Below are 17,038 nucleotides of genomic sequence, written 5' to 3' on the forward strand. Positions count from 1 at the left end.
GAGTGGAACACGTGAGCGAGTCTGTATACGACCTCGTGATTCTGGGTGCGGGTTCAGGTGGCTATGCCGCGGCTTTACGCGCCTCCCAGCTGGGATTGAAAGTAGCCCTTATCGAAGGTGACAAGGTTGGTGGAACCTGCCTCCACCGTGGCTGCATCCCGACCAAGGCTTACCTGCACGCAGCAGAGACTGCTGACACCGTCCGCGAATCCGACACTTTCGGCATCCAGGCAAGCTTCCAGGGAATCGATATGGCAAAGGTTGGCCAGTATCGCGATTCCATTATTAATAAGTTGTACCGAGGCGTTCAGGGCCTGCTTTCATCTCGCGGCGTAGAGATTATCCAGGGATGGGGCCGTTTGGCTGCACCTGACACCATTGAGGTAGGCGGACAGCGCATCGTTGGCCGCAACATCATTCTTGCGACAGGCTCTTATTCTCGTTCAATCCCAGGTTTGGATATTTCGGGCCGCATCATCACCTCTGATCAGGCCCTTCAAATGGAATGGGTACCTCAGAAGGCTGTCGTATTGGGCGGCGGCGTCATTGGCCTAGAGTTTGCTTCCGTCTGGCGTTCCTTCGGCGCGGAAGTCACAATCATCGAGGCGCTCCCCCACCTTGCAAATAACGAAGACGAGGCAGTTTCCAAGCACCTCGAGCGTTCATTCCGCAAGCGTGGCATTGCTTTCCACACCAATACCCGTTTCGCCAGCGCAACACAGGACGACTCCGGTGTTCACGTCGCAACAGAAGATGGCAAGACCTTCGATGCCGATGTTCTCCTGGTTGCAGTCGGACGCGGCCCTGTCACCGAAGGTTTGGGCTACGAAGAAGCCGGTATCAAGATGGACCGCGGCTTTGTTCTCACCAATGAGCGACTGCACACCGGTGTAGGCAACATCTACGCAGTCGGAGACATCGTTCCGGGACTTCAACTTGCACACCGCGGCTTCCTGCAGGGGATCTTCGTCGCGGAAGAAATCGCCGGTCTCTCCCCCACGATGATGGACGAGTCTGGAATTCCACGAGTAACCTTCTGCGAACCCGAAATCGCCTCTGTTGGCCTGACTGAGAAGCAGGCACGCGAGAAGTACGGCGACAAGGTGCGCACGGTCGAATACAACCTTGCGGGCAACGGAAAGTCTAATATCCTTGGAGCAACGGGCTTCATTAAGCTCGTTTCCGTGGAAGATGGACCCATCGTCGGATTCCACGGAATTGGCACGCGCATTGGCGAGCAGGTTGGCGAAGGAGAGCTCATGGTCAACTGGGAAGCCTACCCAGAGGATCTCGCAGCACTCATCCACGCTCACCCGACACAAAATGAAGCTATTGGCGAGGCAGCCATGGCTCTGGCCGGCAAGCCTCTCCACGCACACAACTAACCTGTCACCGACAAGGAGATTGAACATGGCAACCGCAGTGATCATGCCCGCTCTGGGCGAGTCGGTGACCGAAGGCACCGTGACCACCTGGCTCAAATCAGTGGGCGACACCGTCGCGCTCGACGAGCCCTTGGTCGAAGTTTCCACCGACAAGGTCGACTCTGAAGTTCCCTCCCCCGTGGCAGGCGTCCTTCTTCAGATTCTTGTCCCCGAAGACGAAACCGTCGAGGTCGGTACTCAGCTGGCCCTCATTGGTGATGCTTCCGAGGCCCCGCAAGATGCGCCTGCTCCCGTTCAGGAAAGCGCACCCACGCCGGCGCCCGCTCCAGAGGCGCAACCCACTCCCGCCGCTTCCGCTCCTGCGCCGGCCTCGGCACCGGTAAGCGGAACCGAGGTCGTCATGCCTGCGCTTGGCGAATCGGTAACAGAAGGCACCGTCACCACCTGGCTGAAGTCTGTTGGCGACGCCGTTGAAACCGATGAACCGCTGGTTGAGGTTTCGACCGATAAGGTGGACTCCGAAGTTCCCGCTCCCGCTTCAGGCTTCCTCGCAGAAATTCGCGTACCAGAAGATGAGACCGTTGAGGTTGGCACTGTCCTAGCAGTGATTACTGCTCAGGCTCCTTCGGCTGCCCCCAGCGAACCTGCTGCACCCGCTGCTCCTGCAGCGGCTCCTGCGGCTCCGGCTCAGCAAGCCCCTGTTCCTGCTTCACCAGCACCTCAGGCTCCTGCACCGGCTCCCGCTGCACCGGTAAACCCCTTCCCGACTCCCGCATCCTTGGCTCAGACTGCAGAAACTGGCCAGCTGGCCCAGTCTTCTGCATCTACCCCTGCGCAGGTTTCCCAAACCGGCTATGTGACGCCTATCGTCCGCAAGCTTGCGCGCGAGGCAGGAATTGAGCTTGCAGAGGTAACCGGCACCGGGATTGGTGGCCGAATTCGCCGTGAAGACGTCGAGGCCGCAATCAAGGCACGCGCGGCAGTGCAAACTCCTGCAGCTCCTGCAGCGAGCGCAGCACCTCAGACAGCCGTAGCAGCAGCCCCTGGCGACAATGTCTTCTCCGGCCGCGAGGCATCACCGCTTCGCGGAACCACTGAGAAGATGTCGCGTTTGCGCCAGACTATCGCCCGCCGCATGGTCGAGTCACTCGCAACCGCTGCCCAGCTCACCACCGTCATTGAAGTAGACGTTACAAAGATTGCCGCTCTGCGTGCGCGCGCAAAGGACGCATTTGTTCAGCGCGAGAACACCAAGCTGACTTTCCTCCCCTTCTTCGTCAAGGCTGCGACCGAAGCGCTGCGCTTCCACCCCAAGCTCAACGCAACGATTAATGACAAGGAAGTAACGTACTTCGATCACGAGAACATTGGTATCGCGGTAGATACGGAGCGCGGCCTGCTGGTCCCGGTCATCAAGAACGCCCAGGAAATGACAATCGCCGACGTTTCGCGTTCAATCAACGATCTTGCTGCACGCACACGTTCGGCAACGATCGGTGCTGATGAGCTTTCGGGTTCGACCTTCACCGTCACGAACACTGGTTCAGGTGGCGCGCTTTTCGATACGCCAGTGCTCAACATGCCGGAAACAGCAATCATGGGCGTGGGCACGATCGTGAAGCGCCCAGTGGTTGTTAAGGACGAACTCGGCAACGATTCGATCGCGATCCGTTCAATGGTTTATCTCTCATTGTCCTACGATCACCGTCTGGTTGACGGCGCAGACGCATCCCGTTTCCTCATGGATGTGAAGCGCCGACTTGAAGAAGCTGCATTCGAGTCAGAACTCGGCCTGTAGACTTCACTGATCTAATTACTGTGGTGGGCAAACCTAGGTTTGCCCACCACTTTTATTCCACCTTGTCATCAACAGGCCTACTATCAAGCGATCTACGTGCAAAGGTGAGAGACTGTCAACCGATACACGAGGTTACGTCGCCTCGCGACGTCATCCGTATCCATACTCTGCAGTATCGACAGAAATGCCTGAAGATGTTTAAAAACCTTTTCAAAAAGACTGATTCCAAGCGCCGTCGTATTGGCGTAGCCGCAGTCACCGGCCTCATCGGCGGTCTTTTTTCCGCGATCGTTAAGTTCGGATGGGAAGTTCCTTTCCCGCCTCGCACGCCCGAGCGCAACGCAACAAACCCGCCACAGATGCTCCTCGAGCAGCTCGGGATGACCCCCGACCAGGTTCACACAACAGTTTCCTTCAACGGAAACGATAACCTGCCGATTTATTCTTTCATCATCCACTTCTCCTTCGCGATTGTCTTTGCACTCTTCTACTGCATTGTCGCGGAGTATTTCCCCGGAATTAAACTCTGGCAAGGTGCCGCATTCGGCCTGCTTGTCTGGATCGGATTCCACCTTGTCCTGATGCCTCTCATGGGCACAGTTCCCTCCCCTTTCCCCTGGGTTGAAGGCGGACAAAGCTGGGCTGAGCACTTCTCAGAAGCACTGGGACACATTGTGTGGATGTGGTCGATCGAAATTGTTCGTCGCGACCTACGTAACCGCATCACTCATGAACCCGATGCAGAGGTCCCCTTGGCTGCTGCAACTCGCTGAGATAGCGGAGCAAAGTGGGGTGTGGAGATCAAATGATCCCCACACCCCCTTTCACATTCCGTGACAGACGAAAAAACCGCTAAGATAGACCCGTTATGAGCGAAAACAGCACACCCCAGAAAAAACGGCGCTTCTATCACAACCTGATGGACGCGTACCGAATTGCCGCCCGCACATATCCTTGGATCGGCTGGCTGATGATCGGCGTTACCGTCGTCGCAACCGCACTTGGAGTTCTAGCTGCGGCACTTATCCACGGTAGCTGGTTCTCACTCATCCTCTTGGGCCTACTTATCGGTGTTTTGATCTCGACCATCCTCTTGTCGACTCTTACCGAACGCGCAACATATGCCCAGGTTGAAGGAACTGTCGGCCAGGTCTACATGGTAATTAGCCGCATCCGCAGCGGCTGGATTGCCAATCAACAGCCGATCGCCGCAAATCCCGAACAGGATCTTGTTTGGCGCCTTATCGGCCGTCCTGGAATTGTGCTCATTTCCGAAGGCCCCAGCTCCCGCGTTCGCACCCTACTTGAGCAAGAACGCAAGAAGGCACAGCGAATCATGCGCAACGTCACCGTCACCACCATTCAGGTTGGTACCGAAGAGGGACAGGTTCGCTTGGCAAAGCTTCAACGCGAACTTCGCTCACTCAAAAAGACTCTTACTCGTGACGAAGTTCCTCTGGTTAACCAGCGCCTGAGCGCTCTGGACCGCACCTCTGCACCTATCCCGAAGGGGATTGATCCAACCCGGATGCGTCCCAACCGACGCGCACTACGCGGACGCTAATCTTTCATTTGAGGCCTGTGAACCAAGTTGTTCACAGGCCTCAATTTTTGTGTGAGGACTCACCCATAATCAATTTATGCATAATATGCATTCTGATGTATGCTTATTTCATCAGAACTCAAGGAGAGACATCATGAACACAAAACTTATTGCAATTCCATCCATTCTGGTGCTGAGCGCAGCAGGTATTGCAGCTTGCTCAAACCCCGATGAAAAGCCTTCAGCAGATGGTTCAGCATCCACCTCTCAGACAGCAAATCTCAGTTTCGATACCTCATCGATCCAAGCTGTCCCTGAAATTGAGGCATTGGTTCCCGAGTCCATCAAGAAAGCGGGAGTGCTGAAGAACGGCGCATCAATCGATTATGCACCGGCAGAGTTCTTCAAGTCAGATGGCACCACCCCCACCGGTTATGACGTCAATATGGCCGATGCGATCGCGCATGTCATGGGCCTGAAAGGCGCGACCACAGAGCACGCTGAATTTGCGACAATCATTCCTTCGCTTGGCTCGAAGTTCGATATCGGTATTTCCGGCTTCACGATCACTGCTGACCGCGAGAAGGAAGTCAACATGGTCAGCTTCATCGAAACTGGTACCGCCTTCGCAGTTGCAAAGGGCAATCCCAAGAACTTTGATCCAACGCACGTGTGCGGAACAACTGTTGGTGTCCAGAATGGCACCTTCCAATTCGACTACATCACTCAGCTCTCCAATGACTGCACCGCTAAGGGTGAAAAGGCTGTGAAGATCATGCCTCACGACCTTCAAACTGACATTGCAGTGCGTGTTGCCAGCGGCCAGTACGATGCAACCCTTGCTGACTCCCCCGTCATTGGCTACACCATTGAGCAATCTAATGGTTCGCTCGAGCAGGTCGGAGATGTGGTCGAATCTGCACCACAGGGAATCATTGTTCCTAAGGATAACGAGCAACTCACGAAGGCCATCCAGGCAGCTGTCCAGTACCTGATGGACAACGGATACGTTGAGAAGATCCTCGCAACCTACGGATCGAACCAAGGCGCACTCAAGACCGCAGAAATTAACCCGCAGGTCTGATATTCCCTCGCTAGTATCTCTAAGGAATTCACGTTATGCCCGAAAAGACCAAAGACGGGGTTGAGTTGATCCAATCCCGACCTGTCTTCCACCTAGGTCGTTGGATCAGCGCGATTATCGTTGGACTCTTGGCATTGGGATTGGCCTACATCCTTGTCACAAACCCCAAATTTAGGTGGGATGTGGTGTGGGAATGGCTCTTTTCAAAAATGATCATCACCGGCCTGATGATGACGATCGTCTTGACGGTTTTATCCATGGCACTTGGCACGGTGCTTGCCATCACCATGGCGATCATGCGACAGTCAATCAATCCCGTTTTACGAGGTGTAGCTTCTGCCTATATTTGGTTCTTCCGTGGAACGCCTATCTATACGCAGCTGATTTTCTGGTCACTACTACCTACTCTCTACCAGACAATTAGCTTGGGAATTCCCGGAACAGAATTCGGCATTTCCTTCGAGACGCGCGAATGGTTCACACAATTTTGGATGGCATTTATCGGGCTCGGCCTCAACGAAGGCGCTTACCTTGCCGAAATTATCCGCGCAGGACTGCTCTCGGTGGATAAAGGGCAATGGGAAGCGGCAACGGCTCTGGGAATGTCTCGCGGGAAGATTTTCCGTCGGATTATCTTGCCTCAAGCTATGAGAGTGATTGTCCCACCCATTGGTAACGAGACGATCTCGATGCTCAAGACCACTTCTCTGGTCAGCGCAATCCCCTACACTCTTGAGCTAACCTACGTTGCGAGCCAAAAGGGACAAGAACTATTCCAGCCAATTCCTTTGCTTATTGCAGCTGCAATCTGGTACTTGGTTGTCACCAGTATCCTCATGTGGATCCAAAGCCGCATCGAAGCTTACTTCGGCAAAGGATTTGATCCTGACAATCAGTCTGTAGATACGACTTTCATTGAGGTAACACCATGACAGATCAGTCTGCGCTCATTCAAATCCGCGGAGTCCATAAGTTTTTCGGCGACCTCCACGTCCTGCGCGGGATAGATCTCGATATCGCCAACGGTGAGGTCTGCGTGATCATGGGACCGTCAGGCTCAGGTAAGTCAACGCTGCTGCGTTGTCTCAACCAGCTAGAGACAATCTCTGCGGGGGAAATCTTCATTGATGGCGAGCTCTTGGGATACCGAAAAGACCCCTCAACGGGGGTACTGCACGACCTAACAGACAAGCAAATCGCTAGTCAGCGCTCACAAATCGGAATGGTTTTCCAACGTTTCAACCTCTTCCCACACATGACTGCTATAGAGAATGTTATGGAAGGCCCAATTCAGGTCTTGGGGCGTCCTAAGGCGGAAGTTGCACGGGACGCCCAGGAGTACTTGGAATTAGTAGGTTTGGGAGATCGTCTTAACCACTACCCCTCGCAGCTTTCTGGCGGCCAGCAGCAGCGAGTGGCGATTGCTCGTGCCTTAGCGATGAAACCCGAACTGATGCTCTTTGACGAGCCCACTTCTGCCCTAGATCCCGAACTCGTCGGCGAAGTCCTGAGCGTCATGCAGGATCTCGCGAAGGCAGGAATGACTATGGTCGTCGTCACCCATGAGGTTGGTTTTGCGCGTGAGGTAGCTGACCACGTCGTCTTCATGGACGGCGGAACAATCGTTGAAGAGGGAAGCCCCGAGGACGTGATCGTGAATCCACAAAATCCCCGTACTCAGGAGTTCTTCTCAAAGGTCCTCTAACAATAGAGTTCTGAGTGGTCCCGGATATCTCAAAGGTTCAGGCTTAGGAGATATCCGGGATATCTATTGCGTAGAGTCGCTGCTGACCAACGACTCGAAAACCAAGATATTCAAAAACCGATAGCGTTGCAGAACCTTCGGTTTGAGCAATTCCCGTTGCGATAAGATCCATACCGTCTTGTGCCTGTGCGCGCATCGAGGCAACCACTAAGGCATCAAGAACCGGGGTATTCCTCCACTCGTCTCCAACACCGATGTGGTCGATATAGCCTTCTTTCCACCCCAGTGCAGGCCAATCTTGCTCGTACTTTGAAACAAGCGTAAAACCCGCAATCCGAGGGCGATCAGAGCGACGATCCACCGCGATATAGGACCAATCGGGAGCAAAAGAACTACGTCCCATCGTCCACTGCTCTTCGGTAAGAGCGGCTCGGCCTTGCTGTTGCGCAATTAGGTTTGCTGCGCGTCGCAGCTCATCATCCCATGAAGGGCTCCACTGCTCGATCGTCATGTACGAACCGAGCGAAGGCGCTTGCGGAAGTGGGTCGAGTTTCGCCCGTAGGTCGTAATAGGTACGTTCCCAATGGAAGCCTCGAGCCTTAAGGGCGTTTTCAAGTTCGTCCTGCCAATTTTCGACGAAGCTCACGATCGCGCGCTGGCCATTATCTTCATTTCGCTCAAGCATTGAACGAGCAGCTGCAATTTGCCATTCAAGCAGCGAACTACCTAAACCGATTCTACGAAAATCGGGGTCAACTCCGCCTTGGCAGACACATTCAATACGCTCTGAAAAACGCAATCGTGTCTGAGCGAAAGCGACCATTCTCCCCTGCGCGATTCCTTTCGTCGCAAATGCCGCAATCCCCCACCATGACGAGGCCGGGGAAAGCATTTCTTCGACTTCAGCCAACGCCGTGCGATAGGGAGGATTATCCCTTGCCTCCATTCGCGCAAAAAGAGCGCTCAGGGCGTGCAGGTCACGAAACTCCAGCTGGCGCCAGACGATTCCATGGTGTTCCTGGGGGAAGGGAGGATATGCCTCGACTCCCCTTTCTACTTGATATGAAGCCATTGACGAGTACGCGCCCTACTGATCAATACTGTAAAAGACACGTGTACGGTCATTGAGAAAGCCCAGATGCTCATATACGGCTTGTGCATGTGTTGGGCTCTTGATATCCGCATCAATCCCAATACGGCTCATCCCGTCTTGAGCAGCAGCGTGCGTTGCAGCAGAGACCATTGCTGAGGCTACGCCCTTGCCTCGATATGCCGGCGCAACACCAATGGTATTGATATAAGCCTCAAGACGACCATGGGCAATCCAGCTTTCTGCTGGGCGACCAGACATACAGTAGCCAGCTATTTCGCCATCATCATCGAGAGCAACAAAAGACCAGCGATCTTCGTAATCTTCAAGTGCGCGTCCCCACCAAAAATCTCGAGCTTCGGTGAGAGGGTGATCCGCAAAAACTTCGGAATGCACGTGATGGAGCTTGGAGAAAGAAACCTCACTCATAGGCACAATATGCAGTCCATCGGGTACCGGTCCGCGGCTCTCTGAGCCCTCCAGATCGCGATACATCACTTGGAACATGTGCTTTGCATAAAAACCCGCGGCAATATACAAACGACGACGATCTGTCATGTGACCGTCAACCCAGTTAGCAATAGACGTTGGGAGTTCACAGTCGCGGCCAAAATACTCAACAAGCATTTGGCGTGCACGCCCGTCCTGCCAGTGAAGCAGAGAACGGCCAACACCACGGCCTCGCCATGATGGGTGGATCACCGCGTTAACGATCGCTACCGCGGCCTCGGTTAGGCTGGCCAGAATCTTCACAGAACCAAGAGCGACAATACCTTGGTCCTGGGCAATCCCCACGATTACTTCGAGGGGTGCAGCACCGCACTGTCCTAATGCCAGGTCAGCGATTTCTTTCGACGATGTCCTGAAAATCGCGTCATCTTCTTTCTCAACCTGACGAATCAGCTCAGCGACAGCCCCAAGATCCGAAGGAATCAGAGACCGCCAACGCAGACCAAGGTGAGAACCTGGAAAAGAGACGAGCGCGGGCGGTTTTAAACGCTCCGCAAGTCCAGTCATGCACATATTCTACGGGATTACGGGCCTTCAGTCCCACTTGAGTGGGACGTTGAGCTATGCGTCAATGCGCTCGCGATCAATTCCTGCTGCTTCCTCAACAATAAAGTCACGTCGAGGACCAACGACTTGTCCCATGAGGAGCTCAAAAACATCTTCAGCCTGACGCAAGGCAGCCTCATCAGCCAAAGTGATTCGGCGAAGTGCGCGATGGGCTCTATCCATAGTCGTTTCAGCTAGCTGATCGGCATCCATTTCACCGAGGCCCTTGTAACGCTGGATAGGTTCTTTCCAGCTTCGGCCTGCCTTGCGAAGAGCGGCAAGCTGACGGTGAAGTTCCTCTTCTGAATACGTATAAATAAACTCGCGAGATTTGCGTCCCTTACCCGCTACCTCGATGCGGTGCAAGGGAGGTACCGCAGCATAGACCCGGCCAGCTTCAACCATCGGTCGCATATAGCGGAAGAACAAGGTGAGGAGCAGAGTGCGAATGTGCGCCCCATCAACGTCAGCATCAGTCATCAAAATAACCTTGCCATACCGCGCCTGTTCAATATCAAAAGTCCGTCCAGAGCCCGCTCCGATCACCTGGATAATATTCGCGCATTCAGCGTTCGCCAACATATCTGCAGTTGAAGCCTTTTGGACGTTCAAAATCTTCCCTCGAATGGGGAAAAGGGCCTGATATTGCGAATTTCTCGCAGCTTTTGCAGTGCCAAGGGCAGAATCGCCCTCCACGATAAAGAGCTCGGTCTGTTCAACGTCCTCAGAACGGCAATCCGCGAGTTTCGCAGGAAGAGAAGACGTCTCAAGTGCATTCTTCCGCCGGGAAATTTCTTTGTGAATGCGCGCAGAGACGCGCGCTTTCATCTCGCCGACAACCTTCTCGAGAAGTGCACTGGTCTGTTGCTTATCATCACGCTTGGACGAAGCAAACTTACTCTCGAGCCAATCCCCCACAACGCGTGCAACAACCGTACGAATCTGCGCTGTTCCCAAGATTTCCTTGGTTTGGCCTTCGAACTGTGGTTCTGGGAAACGAACTGTGACAACCGCTGTCATTCCCGCTAGAACATCGTCCTTTTCAGGGCGGCCATCTTTCGCGCCGACCTTGAGCTTTCGCGCGTTCTTATCAACCTGGCTTCTGAGCACCTTCAAAATTGCCTGTTCAAAGCCTGCAACATGCGTTCCCCCCTTCGGGGTGGCGATGATATTAACGAAGGATTCCAGCTGCGCATCGTAACCGATCCCCCAGCGAAGGGCGCAATCAACTTCGCAGATACGCTCGGTTTCAACAGCGCGAAGATGGCCGCTTTCAGGATCCAACGCTTGAACAGTCTCAGTGAATGTTCCCTCACCCTGGATATGCCAAGTGTCAGTGACAGCACCGTCGTTAGAAAGCCAATCGACGAAGTCGACCACGCCGCCATCAAAGCGGAATGATTCGTGGACGACTTCTTCCCCGCGCTCATCAAAGCAATTAATCGTTAGGCCGGGCACCAAGAATGCCGTCTGACGCGCACGCGCGAGCAAGGTTTCCCAGGTAAAACCCTCATCGGATGGGAAAATCTGGAAGTCCGCCCAGAAACGTACGCGGGTACCAGTCTTCTTTTTCGCAACTTTCCCGATGGTCTTTAAACGAGATTCATCGGTGAAGGGAGTAAAGGGGGAATTTGGAGTGCGCTGGCGAGAATCGTCAAATTCACCAGGTTCACCACGCCTGAAGCACATCTGCCAGGTCTTCCCGCCGCGATCGACCTCGACATCCATTCGGGCAGAAAGAGCATTGACAACAGAAGCGCCAACACCATGAAGGCCACCTGATGCGGCATACGAACCGCTACCGAATTTTCCTCCAGCATGCAGCTTTGTGAAGACAACCTCAACGCCCGATAAACCGACCCCTGGCACCTCATCGACGGGAATGCCTCGACCGTTATCGGCGACCGAAGCCGAATGATCCGGGTGCAGTCGAACATCGATTGTGTCGCAGAAACCCTCAAGGGCCTCATCAACGGCATTATCAATAATTTCCCACAGGCAGTGCATGAGGCCACGGTGGTCCGTCGAACCGATGTACATGCCGGGGCGTTTGCGAACAGCTTCCAGACCTTCAAGGACTGAGAGGTGGCGCGCAGAATAGTCTGAGGCTTGGGTTTCACTCACCCCGATAGTGTACGAAGGACAATCAATTTATCGCGTATTTACGCACCGAAAGCGCAAAATTGTGACCCTTTCCAGCGAAAATTTCGGCCATTGGCAGAAAAGACGGAAAAACTCGGCGAAATACAGCAACGGCATGGTCTTATAGATTCTATGAATACCGTAACTACTGAGAATTCACGCCAGACCCTTCCCCCTATCCTCACTGCTCAGGATCGATGTGATCAATGCGGTGCTCGGGCGTGGGTTCGCGTGACTTTAGCTACGGGGACGCTCAACTTCTGCGCTCATCATGCGAACCAGCACCTCGAGGCAATTACTCCAAAGGCTCTGGACATTATTGATGAGCGAGAGCTTGCTACCCAGCAGAGCTGACTTTTAGATCACATTCGTTTACCATTGTGGTGAAATTTCCCTTCCAAGGAGGACATACACATGGGTCTGTTTTCACGGCCAAAACCGGAAGAGAGCGCTCCGCTGACTCCGGCGATCTCTCAGGAAAGGCTCATCGCTCTTTTCAAAGAACGCGGATGGCACTACTTCGTCGATTCAGATAATGATCTCGGCGGCACCTGGGATGATGACACCTATTACTTCATGCTTCGTGGCAAGGACCAGGAGATTCTCCACATTCAGTCCATGTGGCACCTCTCGATTCCGATCGAGCGTCTTGAAGAGGTCCGCGCGTTCATCCGCGAATGGCACCGCCAAAAGCTCTGGCCGAAGGCTTACCATCGCATCAATGACGAGGGTGAGATTCGCATTTTCTGCGAGAACTCGGTCGATTGGGAACACGGTGCAACTGACGCACAGCTGAACCAACAGATCGCGTGCGCGCTGGGAACTGGCCAAGAGTTCTATAACGAACTTGCCAAGGCACTGGGACTCTGAGAGGAAGGACGTCACTATGGGTTGGTTTGATTCCGCTGAAACGGGTGACTCAGTACGCCCCATCTCCAAGGAACGCATCGAAAAGATCTTCGACGGCCAGGGTTGGTACTACGGCCGCGATGATGACGACGACGTTTGCGGCCGCTGGGACGGCGCGCCGTTCTTCTTCCTTTTCATGGGGCAGGACCAGGAAATCTTGCAGGTCACCGCACGTATGGCCGAAGAGGTTCCCGCTGAACGTGAAGATGAACTCGCAAGCGTCATCGAAGATTGGCACCGTGACCGCATCTGGCCGAAGGCATTCTATGCCCCCAGCGAGGCAGGTCCTCTTCGTATCATGACCGAAGTCAATGTTGATTACGAGCACGGCGCAACCGATGCGCAGCTTCTCCAGCATGTCAATTGCGCAATCGCAACATCGCTGTCGCTCTTCGATCACATTCGCGAGACCCTTGGTATTCCGAAGGAAAGCGACGAAGACTGATATTTAACATCAGTCGATATACATGTGAGTGTGGGCCGGAAACCTTCAGGTTTCCGGCCCACACTCACATGTATCTAGTTCTCAGTCGAGATAGTCACGCAGGACTTGCGAACGAGAGGGATGACGAAGCTTCGACATCGTCTTGGATTCAATCTGACGGATACGTTCGCGCGTCACTCCGTAGACCTTGCCAATTTCATCAAGAGTCTTAGGCTGTCCATCTCCAAGACCGAAACGCATCGAAACGACGCCTGCTTCGCGTTCAGAGAGGGTGTCGAGAACGCGGTGCAACTGCTCTTGAAGCAGAGTGAAAGACACAGCATCTGCAGGAACAATAGCTTCAGAATCCTCGATCAGATCTCCGAACTCGCTATCGCCGTCCTCACCAAGAGGAGTATGCAGAGAAATCGGCTCACGTCCGTATTTCTGAACCTCGACAACCTTTTCAGGAGTCATGTCCAGTTCTTTGGCAAGCTCTTCAGGAGTAGGTTCACGACCGAGATCTTGAAGCATTTGACGCTGGACGCGAGCAAGCTTATTGATGACTTCGACCATGTGGACGGGGATGCGGATAGTACGCGCTTGGTCTGCCATCGCACGCGTAATCGCCTGACGAATCCACCAGGTCGCGTACGTCGAGAACTTATAGCCCTTCGTGTAGTCGAACTTTTCAACCGCACGAATAAGGCCAAGGTTGCCTTCCTGAATCAAATCCAGGAATTGCATTCCGCGCCCGGTGTAACGCTTTGCCAGCGAGACAACAAGACGGAGATTGGCCTCGAGAAGGTGGTTTTTTGCTTGCTGTCCGTCTTGGGCAAGAATATGCAGTTCGCGTCGCTGGCGAGAACTCAAATCGTTGGAGGTGGTCTTCAGCAATTCTTCGGCATACAGGCCCGCTTCGATTCGACGGGCAAGATCGACTTCTTGTTCTGCATTAAGAAGCGAAACCTTGCCGATCTGCTTGAGATAGTCCTTAACCGGGTCGGCCGTCGCACCCGCGACAGTAACCTGTTGAACCGGCTCATCGGTCTCATCAGAATCAGAGACCACAAAACCGCCCTTTGAACGGACAGCTGCTACTGCCTGCGGCTTTGAATCCTGATCTTGTGACGAAGCATCGTCATCAGAGTCCTTCTCCTCTGAGTCATCTTCATCCGCATCATCGGAATCTACCTCAATGTCGACGACATCGGTATCAATATCTTCAACATCTTCAAGTTGGGCTTCTTCGACGATGTCTTCTTCGAGATCCTCAACCTCTTCCGACTGAGAATCTTGAGGAACCTCTTCGACCTTTTCAGCCTTCTTCTTCCGCGTCCGCTTCACAGGCTTCGCAGTAGCTTCCTCAGCAGAAGTACCTTCTTCAGCCTTCTTTGTCTTCTTACGCGTTGTCCGCGACTTCTTTTCCGGTTCTGCCTCTGCAGCGCCCTCATTCTTTGCGCTCTTCGAAGCAGTCGTCTTTTTGGGCGCCCGCTTTTTAGCGGGAGCCTTCTCTTCCGTTGCAGCGGCAGAATCAGTGGCGGTAGATGCGGTCTTCTTAGTCTTCTTCGCCTTCGCAGCCTTCTTTGGCGCTTCGGCCTCTTCCGCTTGGGCTTCTACCGATGTAGTCTTTGACGAGCGACGCGTACGCGTTGCTTTCTTGACCTCAGGGGCTTCATCTTCAGTATCGCGGGCGCTGGTAGCGCGAGATGGAGACACTCGAATCCCTTTCATGGGTTGACAGATGAGCCGCCAATCCACTGGACGGCGACAGACTGCCTACAATTATAACTATCCCTTTGTCACTCGCGCAGCATGAAAGTGCGTAAATAAGGGTGAAACTAGGCGCTCGTATCCTCAAAACGCCATGACGATGTCATCACCGGACACGGAGCATCAAGCAAAATCTGAGTCGCCGTATTACCGATTGTTGTACTCTTCGAACCACCGGGTCGCAGGCCAATAACGATCATATCCGCGTCGATCCTACGCGCCCAATCAAGCACGGTTTCTGCCATTGACATATCACGTCGGCAACGCATGACTTCAAAAGAAACCTCGGTTCCGCCTAAGCGTTCCCACAGATGTGCCTCAGCCGAATTCTCATCAGCGAAGATACCCCCACACTCGTGAGATGCGACGACAATCATCAATGATGTCCGCATCCAGGACGCCAGACGTACTGCCTGATCCAGCGCGGCATCAGACTCGCGATTCCCGTAGTAGCTCAAAACAATTGCCACGAAACCTCCTTAATTGCATTTTCATCATAAGAGCCGGGGCTTAAAGACGTGAAATTGTTCTATAGACTGGTCACATGACTTCATTGAGCGAGCAGCTTCAAGCCTTAGCACCACGGGTCGAGGAGCGCGCCCACACCATCCTCCAAGACCTTGCTGACACTATCGCGCCAGCTGCTCAGATCTCACCGCTTCTCCAGGTAGCCCATTCAAGTCTTGAGGAAGGCAAACGTTTCCGGGCATTCCTCGCATTTGTCGGCGGTAGTGTTGCGAATCATTCACCTCTGCAGACACTCAATCTGGACGACCTTGGCGCAGCATTAGAGCTCTACCAAGCCAGCGCCCTGGTTCATGATGACATCATCGACCACGCGCCCACACGCCGTGGTCGCCCCTCTGCGCATGCTGCTTTCGCTGCACATCACCGTTCCGCCTTGTCCCGAGGCGATAGTGAAGATTTCGGGATTAGTTCCGCAATCCTTGCTGGAGATTTGCTTTTCTCCGCAGCTGAACTTGCAATGATTCGTCAATGCGAGGCAATCCCCCACTACCGTGATGGCGTTATGGAGCTCTATGCACAAATGCACGCCGAAGTCGCAATTGGACAATTCCTTGATATCGCCGCTGAACAACGACCACTGAATGTTAATGACTCGCAGGCAATTAACGCACAGACAGCACTGACAATCGTCTCTCACAAAGCCGCTAACTACTCGGTCGTCATACCGGCAACCCTTGGAGCCGTCGCTTTGGGCGCTTCGCGAGCAGATACCGATTCGCTGCGGATGATCCTTAGTCCCTGGGGACATGCTTTCCAGCTGCGTGACGATGACCTTGGAATCTTCGGCGATCCACGAGTTACGGGTAAGAGCGCGGGAGATGACTTACGCGAAGGAAAACGGACCTATCTCCTCGCCCTGACGTGGCAAGAAGCAAATGAAAGCGAGCGGGAAAAGCTTGCCCACGGCCTCGGCAATCCTGAACTCAGCGAGAATGAACTCGAAGAACTACGAGCGATCGTCAAGCGTCGGGGACGTCGCCGCCACGAAGAAGTCATTTCAACTTTCGAGGCCGAGGGCTTCCTTGCGTTGGAATCCAGCAATTTCAATGCCGATCAGCGCGAACTGTTGAGCGAGGTCGCGACAATGCTCATTAAGCGCTCGAAGTAAGCGCGAGTTCCAGGAGAAACTCAGGACCTCAAATCGGGATTATCCGTAAAGATTAGAATCCCAAAACAGAGGCAATTCGATTCACGCGGTGGTGGCGTCCCCCTAGAAGAGCAGACATTGGTGTCTCCCCTAGTTCTTCATGCTCGGTGTAGAGCCAACGAGCGGCCTCTTCGGGGCTAAAACCACCGTCTGCAAGCAAAGTGAGCGTTCCGGGAAGATTGAAAAGAGGTTCGTATCCGTTATCAGTCTTGACCAAGATTTCTTCGGGAATCCCAGAGTTTCCTGCTTCATCGGTATAGGTAAAGAGGATGTGATCGCGGACCAATTGCTTAACTCGGCGAGGTTCGATACCAAGCCTGCGTGCAACCTCTTGAACGGACAGAAGGGAAACAGCTTCACTCATGGGACAATGATATAGCGTGGGAAGGGATTCGCGCCCCAGCACGGCTCGCGGGCTTTCCTGCGTGCATCACCTGAAATCTCCAGTAAAATC

General features: G+C 53.8%; 17 protein-coding genes. 11 read left to right on the plus strand and 6 right to left on the minus strand.

Annotation, left to right across the window (positions count from 1 at the left end; all coding sequences use genetic code 11):
• Window positions 1–11: 11 nt before the first annotated feature.
• From lpdA to ADG72_RS01555, 7 genes are all read left to right on the plus strand, one after another.
• Window positions 12–1,385, plus strand: coding sequence for a dihydrolipoyl dehydrogenase (lpdA, locus tag ADG72_RS01525; protein WP_048711683.1), 1,374 nt, complete (start codon window positions 12–14; stop codon window positions 1,383–1,385).
• A 25-nt stretch (window positions 1,386–1,410) separates the two neighbouring features.
• Complete coding sequence (gene sucB / locus ADG72_RS01530; RefSeq protein WP_048711685.1) at window positions 1,411–3,183, plus strand: 2-oxoglutarate dehydrogenase, E2 component, dihydrolipoamide succinyltransferase; 1,773 nt, start codon at window positions 1,411–1,413, stop codon at window positions 3,181–3,183.
• A 194-nt stretch (window positions 3,184–3,377) separates the two neighbouring features.
• Window positions 3,378–3,956, plus strand: coding sequence for a YagU family protein (locus ADG72_RS01535; protein ID WP_048711687.1), 579 nt, complete (start codon window positions 3,378–3,380; stop codon window positions 3,954–3,956).
• 95 nt (window positions 3,957–4,051) lie between these two features.
• Entirely contained in the window at window positions 4,052–4,747 is a 696-nt protein-coding gene (locus ADG72_RS01540; protein ID WP_048711689.1) for a DUF4191 domain-containing protein, read from the plus strand.
• A 133-nt stretch (window positions 4,748–4,880) separates the two neighbouring features.
• Window positions 4,881–5,810, plus strand: a complete 930-nt coding sequence (locus ADG72_RS01545; RefSeq protein ID WP_048711691.1) for an ABC transporter substrate-binding protein — start codon at window positions 4,881–4,883, stop codon at window positions 5,808–5,810.
• Window positions 5,811–5,845: 35 nt separating this feature from the next.
• A complete protein-coding gene (locus tag ADG72_RS01550) occupies window positions 5,846–6,742 on the plus strand; it encodes an amino acid ABC transporter permease (RefSeq protein ID WP_048711692.1) in 897 nt (298 codons plus the stop codon).
• Entirely contained in the window at window positions 6,739–7,515 is a 777-nt protein-coding gene (locus tag ADG72_RS01555) for an amino acid ABC transporter ATP-binding protein (protein WP_048711694.1), read from the plus strand. Before ADG72_RS01550 ends, ADG72_RS01555 begins: the two co-directional genes overlap by 4 nt.
• Window positions 7,516–7,558: 43 nt before the next feature.
• Here the strand turns inward: ADG72_RS01555 and ADG72_RS01560 are convergent, their stop codons facing one another.
• Genes ADG72_RS01560 through ADG72_RS01570 form a run of 3 tightly spaced genes read right to left on the minus strand, consistent with a single transcriptional unit; the run spans window position 7,559 to window position 11,785 of the window.
• Window positions 7,559–8,587 carry an N-acetyltransferase gene (locus tag ADG72_RS01560; protein WP_048711695.1) on the minus strand — a complete coding sequence of 343 codons (1,029 nt, stop codon included), beginning with the start codon at window positions 8,585–8,587 and terminating at the stop codon, window positions 7,559–7,561.
• Between the two features lie 15 nt (window positions 8,588–8,602).
• Window positions 8,603–9,622, minus strand: a complete 1,020-nt coding sequence (locus ADG72_RS01565) for a GNAT family N-acetyltransferase (RefSeq protein ID WP_048711697.1) — start codon at window positions 9,620–9,622, stop codon at window positions 8,603–8,605.
• 54 nt (window positions 9,623–9,676) lie between these two features.
• Window positions 9,677–11,785: a DNA gyrase/topoisomerase IV subunit B gene (locus ADG72_RS01570; RefSeq protein ID WP_048711698.1), complete on the minus strand. Its 2,109-nt coding sequence runs from the start codon at window positions 11,783–11,785 to the stop codon at window positions 9,677–9,679.
• Between the two features lie 150 nt (window positions 11,786–11,935).
• On the opposite strand from ADG72_RS01570, the gene ADG72_RS08500 reads away from it, so the two are divergent.
• From ADG72_RS08500 to ADG72_RS01580, 3 genes are read left to right on the plus strand one after another with little or no spacing between them, the layout of a single operon-like run.
• Window positions 11,936–12,157 carry a DUF7455 domain-containing protein gene (locus tag ADG72_RS08500; RefSeq protein ID WP_080978627.1) on the plus strand — a complete coding sequence of 74 codons (222 nt, stop codon included), beginning with the start codon at window positions 11,936–11,938 and terminating at the stop codon, window positions 12,155–12,157.
• Between the two features lie 60 nt (window positions 12,158–12,217).
• Entirely contained in the window at window positions 12,218–12,673 is a 456-nt protein-coding gene (locus ADG72_RS01575) for a YbjN domain-containing protein (RefSeq protein WP_009409333.1), read from the plus strand.
• 16 nt (window positions 12,674–12,689) lie between these two features.
• Complete coding sequence (locus tag ADG72_RS01580; protein ID WP_009409332.1) at window positions 12,690–13,157, plus strand: YbjN domain-containing protein; 468 nt, start codon at window positions 12,690–12,692, stop codon at window positions 13,155–13,157.
• Window positions 13,158–13,238: 81 nt separating this feature from the next.
• Here the strand turns inward: ADG72_RS01580 and ADG72_RS01585 are convergent, their stop codons facing one another.
• Entirely contained in the window at window positions 13,239–14,870 is a 1,632-nt protein-coding gene (locus tag ADG72_RS01585; protein WP_048711700.1) for an RNA polymerase sigma factor, read from the minus strand.
• 107 nt (window positions 14,871–14,977) lie between these two features.
• Window positions 14,978–15,379 carry a universal stress protein gene (locus ADG72_RS01590; protein ID WP_048711702.1) on the minus strand — a complete coding sequence of 134 codons (402 nt, stop codon included), beginning with the start codon at window positions 15,377–15,379 and terminating at the stop codon, window positions 14,978–14,980.
• 74 nt (window positions 15,380–15,453) lie between these two features.
• On the opposite strand from ADG72_RS01590, the gene ADG72_RS01595 reads away from it, so the two are divergent.
• Window positions 15,454–16,545: a polyprenyl synthetase family protein gene (locus ADG72_RS01595; protein WP_048711703.1), complete on the plus strand. Its 1,092-nt coding sequence runs from the start codon at window positions 15,454–15,456 to the stop codon at window positions 16,543–16,545.
• Between the two features lie 52 nt (window positions 16,546–16,597).
• On the opposite strand, the gene ADG72_RS01600 is transcribed toward ADG72_RS01595, so the two are convergent.
• Window positions 16,598–16,948, minus strand: a complete 351-nt coding sequence (locus tag ADG72_RS01600; RefSeq protein WP_192831720.1) for an Rv2175c family DNA-binding protein — start codon at window positions 16,946–16,948, stop codon at window positions 16,598–16,600.
• Window positions 16,949–17,038 lie beyond the last annotated feature (90 nt).

The organism is Trueperella pyogenes, from assembly GCF_001070855.1.
Lineage (GTDB): Bacteria > Actinomycetota > Actinomycetes > Actinomycetales > Actinomycetaceae > Pauljensenia > Pauljensenia pyogenes_A.